The organism is Acinetobacter sp. SK-43, assembly GCF_015351505.1.
GTDB lineage: Bacteria > Pseudomonadota > Gammaproteobacteria > Pseudomonadales > Moraxellaceae > Acinetobacter > Acinetobacter junii.
The window spans coordinates 1-5,175 of the sequence record NZ_JADKPY010000079.1 but is presented as its reverse complement, the minus strand read 5'-3'; the positions used below and the strand labels follow the sequence as shown (position 1 = coordinate 5,175).

At 36.9% G+C, this 5,175-nt stretch carries 4 protein-coding genes; 3 read left to right on the top strand and 1 reads right to left on the bottom strand.

Annotated elements, in window-relative coordinates; translation table 11 throughout:
* Window positions 1–220: helix-turn-helix domain-containing protein (locus IRT38_RS14880; RefSeq protein WP_194598123.1), on the top strand; the 220-nt coding region annotated here is incomplete at its 5' end.
* 60 nt (window positions 221–280) lie between these two features.
* On the opposite strand, the gene IRT38_RS14875 is transcribed toward IRT38_RS14880, so the two are convergent.
* Window positions 281–1,741, bottom strand: coding sequence for a coniferyl aldehyde dehydrogenase (locus tag IRT38_RS14875; protein WP_194598122.1), 1,461 nt, complete (start codon window positions 1,739–1,741; stop codon window positions 281–283).
* 652 nt (window positions 1,742–2,393) lie between these two features.
* Between IRT38_RS14875 and IRT38_RS14870 the strand changes: the two genes are divergently transcribed.
* Window positions 2,394–3,731: a CitMHS family transporter gene (locus tag IRT38_RS14870; RefSeq protein WP_194598121.1), complete on the top strand. Its 1,338-nt coding sequence runs from the start codon at window positions 2,394–2,396 to the stop codon at window positions 3,729–3,731.
* 142 nt (window positions 3,732–3,873) lie between these two features.
* Window positions 3,874–4,983, top strand: coding sequence for a porin (locus tag IRT38_RS14865; protein WP_194598120.1), 1,110 nt, complete (start codon window positions 3,874–3,876; stop codon window positions 4,981–4,983).
* Window positions 4,984–5,175: the final 192 nt, after the last annotated feature.

Below are 5,175 nucleotides of genomic sequence, written 5' to 3'. Positions count from 1 at the left end.
AGAAATACAGCTTTTAGCATTACTGATTCGCCACCAAGGAAAGATTGTTACCCAAAAACAAATCATGGCTGAGCTATGGGGTGTCAGCCACGAAGAGGATACTCACTATCTCCGAATTTTAGTTAAAAAATTGCGTACCAAGATAGGTGATTCAGCACTCACGCCATCTTATATTTTTACAATTGCAGGTGTTGGATTACGTTTTTTAGATCCAAACTAAGGAAATAACCTGTTTATTCAGTTAAAAAAAGAGAGTTTTAAACTCTCTTTTTTTTCAATTTTATTTGAGATTTGGATCGCCCTTTTTCAAAAAGAAATGCAAAGCGAGTTTTTGTACCCAAGTTCCGTAGGGTGGATAGAATAATTGGGTTGGGAAAAAGCGCTGACGGGTAAAAATAGTTTTTGCATGCGAAAGCTCTCGGAAACCTTCAACACCATGATAAGTTCCCATACCTGAGTTACCGATACCACCAAAAGGAGCATCATGGTTGACTACATGCCAACCCCAATCATTAATCGTCACACCACCTGAATGAGTTTGTTTTAAAATATAGTCACGTTCATTGGCATCATGCGTAAAGCAATACAGTGCTAATGGGCGTTCACCCACTTTGATGTAGGTAATCGCATCATCAATCGTATCGTATGCAACGACTGGTAGGATGGGGCCAAATAATTCTTCCTTGAGAATGCGCATATCTGCTGTGCAATTCAATACAAGATGTACAGGCATACGACGAGCATCACGTTCTGGATGATATTCACCACATACAATAACCTCAGCACCTTTAGCCTTTGCATCCTCAAGTATCTCCAGCAATCGTTTTAAGTGACGATCATTGACGATGGAGGTATAATTGCTATTTTCATCAATTGTGTTGCCATACATAGATGTGAAATGTGATTTACATTGTTCAGCAAACGGAATTACTTTTTCTTTTGGAACAAGTGCATAATCCGGTGCTACACAAATTTGCCCACTGTTGGTCGCTTTTCCATGCAGGATACGCATGGCAGCATCAGCTAAGGGATAATGGCGGCTCACTAATGCTGGTGATTTACCGCCTAGTTCTAAGGTGACTGGGGTTAAATTCTCTGCCGCAGCACGCATCACCACACGACCGATCGCGGGTGACCCTGTGAAAACGATATGATTGAAAGGCAGGGTCGTGAATAGCGAAGGATCGGTAATTTCCTCGCCAAAAATAGCGACTTCATCTTCACTAAAAACTTCAGCAAGCATGCGTTTCATAACAGCATTGGTCGCAGGTGTGATTTCAGGTAATTTGATCATGACCCGATTGCCAGCAGCCAAGGCTGCCACCAATGGTCCTAAAGCCAAGTAAACAGGGAAATTCCAAGGTACAACAACACCGACCACACCTTTAGGTTGGTATTGGACTCTTAGTCGATTTGATAAAAAAAGTAATTCAGTGCTTCGTTTGCTTGGACGCATCCATTTTCTTAGATGGCGGATCGCATGTTCAGCCTCTAGAACAGAACCAAGTAAATCGAGCAGTTTAGATTCATCGATTGATCGAGAACTAAAGTCGGTATTAATGGCTTCGGCGATGACATCTTGATAACGAATAATTTGCTTTTTTAGCTTAAATAATTTGCTACGTCTTGAATCTAAATCGGGATATGGAAGAGCATTAAATGCGGAACGTTGTTGGTTGAAGATGTTAAAGAGTTGCTCATGGGCAGTATCGCGGTGTCCCTGAGATTCATAAAGATTCATTTTTTGTTCCTTCCATGCGTTATGTCTTTGCGTTATGTCTTTGTTTTATATCGTTTAGGATCAAACTATCTATGATTATAATTAAAATTATGATCTTAGACAGTATTCTTTTTTTGATTGTAATGTTATCCGCTAGAATGTTTTTTGAGGATTGTTTTAAATAATATTTTTATTATAAAAATATAGATTTTTAATAAATAAATCATTTTTGGATTTTTATTCTTTTTTCGGGTGTTAAATAAAATAATTGTTTGAATATTAATCTGCTCTCGGTTGGGTATTATTTATTCATTATATATGTTTTTCTAATTAGGTTTATTTATTTTAATTGTTATATTAATAAAATAGTTAAAAAACAACCAATATTTGCACTATTATATTGCATAGATGTGGTAAATATATAGTATTTTTAAATATTATTTTTACTAATTTTTTATCATTTGGTTGTATTTGTTTTTATATAAAATTATTAAAATCAATAACTTGTTTTTGATTGTTGATATTATATGTTTTTTGTTTATTTTTCATGTGAATGTATTTGTTGATTGTTATAATAAAATTAAATGAATTATTTTGATTTCTATCGCATAGAATCTCGGCTGGGTTAGGAGTTAACCAGTCACAATATTAATTATGCTAAGGATTGCTTAAAATGCTTACTTTTTTAGGTATTAGCATGATCATGTGCTTTATGTATTTGATCATGTCAAAACGTCTTAGTGCGTTAGTTGCATTAATTTTAATCCCATTCTTATTTGCAATTATTGCATGGGGATTGGGTTTTTATTTTGAAAGTCTTAGTCATATTGAATTAGCCGAGCTCGGCAATACCATGTTAGATGGTATTAAAAAACTTGCACCAACGGGCGTAATGCTTCTTTTTGCAATCCTTTATTTTGCATTGATGATTGATACAGGGTTGTTTGACCCATCGGTTAGATGGATTCTGAAGAAAGTCAAAGGTGATCCACTCAAAATTACCCTAGGAACTGTTTTTCTAACCTTATTGGTTTCCTTAGATGGTGATGGTTCTACGACCTACATGATCTGTGTTGCAGCCATGATGCCACTATATAAACGGGTCGGCATGAATCCACTCATTATGACTTGTTTGATGTTGTTGTGTAGTGGAGTTATGAATCTTACGCCGTGGGGTGGTCCAACAGCACGTGCCGCAAGCGCGCTGCAAGTGGATGCAAGTGAAGTATTCATTCCAATGATTCCCTCGATGATCGTTGCGGCTGCTTGGCTATTTTTCTTGGCTTATCTGTATGGTATGTATGAACGTAAACGTTTAGGTGTTATTGAGCTGGTAGATATTAGTCATGCTGATGATATCTCGATCTCAAAAGACCCTGATGCGCAACGTCCACATTTACGCTGGTTCAACGGTATTTTAACCTTGTTGTTGATGGCATCTTTGGTGAAAGGGATTTTACCGATGTCGATCTTATTCATGCTTGGTTTCTGTATTGCTTTGGTTGTGAATTATCCATGCGTAAATATGCAGAAAAAGCGTATCGCGATGCATGCAGACAGTGTGCTTGCAGTCGTGGGTGTGATTTTTGCAGCGGGCGTATTTACGGGCATCTTATCGGGTACAGGTATGGTTGAAGCGATGTCGAAAGGCTTCGTCGCGATTATTCCACCAAGTATGGGACCTTATCTTGCACCGATTACAGGTGTATTGAGTATGCCACTCACATTCTTTATGTCGAATGATGCTTTTTACTTCGGTGTGCTACCGATTTTAGCTGAAGCGGCTTCGCATTATGGTATTCCACCTGTTGAGATTGCGCGCGCATCGATTATTGGTCAGCCGATACACTTATTATCACCACTTGTTCCTTCAACTTATTTGTTGTGTGGTTTGGCAGCTGTGGAATTGGCAGATCATCAAAAATTCACTTTGAAATGGGCATTTATTACCTGTTGCGTATTGATGGGTAGTGCTTTGATTTTCGGTGTTTTCCCTTTTTATCATATGTAATTAAATTCTCGGAAAACTCATGTGTTGATTGAAATACATGAGTTTTCTCAAGTACTCACAATTCTTTTTTAAATCATAATTTTGCTGATATCAGCGAAATATGGGTTCTTTTTGTATTTTTTAGATGGTTAGGATGACTAGAATGAAGATGAAAATTGTATGTGCAGCGATTTTAAGTGTTGTCACTAGTTCAACATTTGCAGCACCAAAACTCTATGGTGAGATAGATGCAAGTTTAGATTATTTACCTGAAAATAATGCTAACTCATCTGATCGCGATGTATGGAAAATTAATAGCAATAGTTCATTTTTAGGCATTAAAGGCGAAGAAAAATTATCTGATCGTTTGAGCGCTGTCTATTTAGCAGAATGGGCATTTTATGCTGATGGTGACAAGACTGATTGGTCTCAAAGAAATCGTTATATTGGTTTAAAAGATCAGCATTTAGGAACTATTAAAGTCGGTAAACATAATACTCCGCTCAAAGAGTTATCTAGTCCTGTCGATAGTTTTAATAACTATATAAGTAATAAAGCCGATATCACAGGCATTATGACAGGAGAAAATCGTGTCAATAATGTGGTGGTGTACGACTCTCCAGAGCTTGCTTTTCAAGGCGGTAATATTGAAGCCAGTGTTTTGTTGGCTACTGGCGAGAGTCGAGGTATTGAAGATGATAAACGCGGTGGTGTAAATACGGCTGGACGTGGATTAGGGGATGCATGGTCTGCTTCTTTGAGTTATAGCCATCCATTATTTTTACTTGGTGTTGGTTATGACAAAGCTATTCCAAGTGATTTTTTGGGACACGGTTTATTAAATGCAAAAGATACAGAAACCAATGTAGATGAGGTTTTTGCAGCGGCAAATACATTGCGATTGATTGGTCGAATCACACCCGTTGAGGGATTGATGATCAAAGCGCTTTATCAAAATTCTGAGGTTGAAAATAAACTTGGAAATGATGAAGCTGCTGCAAATATTGATGATTCTAATGGTTGGTTGATTGGTGCTGAGTACAAAGTACCAAATTATGCCAATTGGACAGTCAAAGCTCAGTATAGTCAGAATTCAACTTCATTTAAAACAGAACAGGCAGATTTTGATGCTCAGCAAATATTGTTGGGTTTAGACTATGCTTTCAACAAACAAGTTAAAGTCTACGGATATGCAGGTTATTCAACTTTTGAACAGGCTGATGCTAAGGATAAGCAACCTGTTGTGGGTACTGGCTTAGAATTTAAATTTTAAATCGATAAGACATTCTTGCAAATAGTTCTAAATGTTTCTATTTGCAAGAATAATTCTCAGTTACAAAAGTAAGTTTTTGATATCAATAATAATGTGAATAGTAAAGTATAATGATTTCATCATTCTTTCATCTTACTTGCCTACATTAAAACGAGTTTCTTTGTGATAGATATCAAGACCGTGGATAAACAT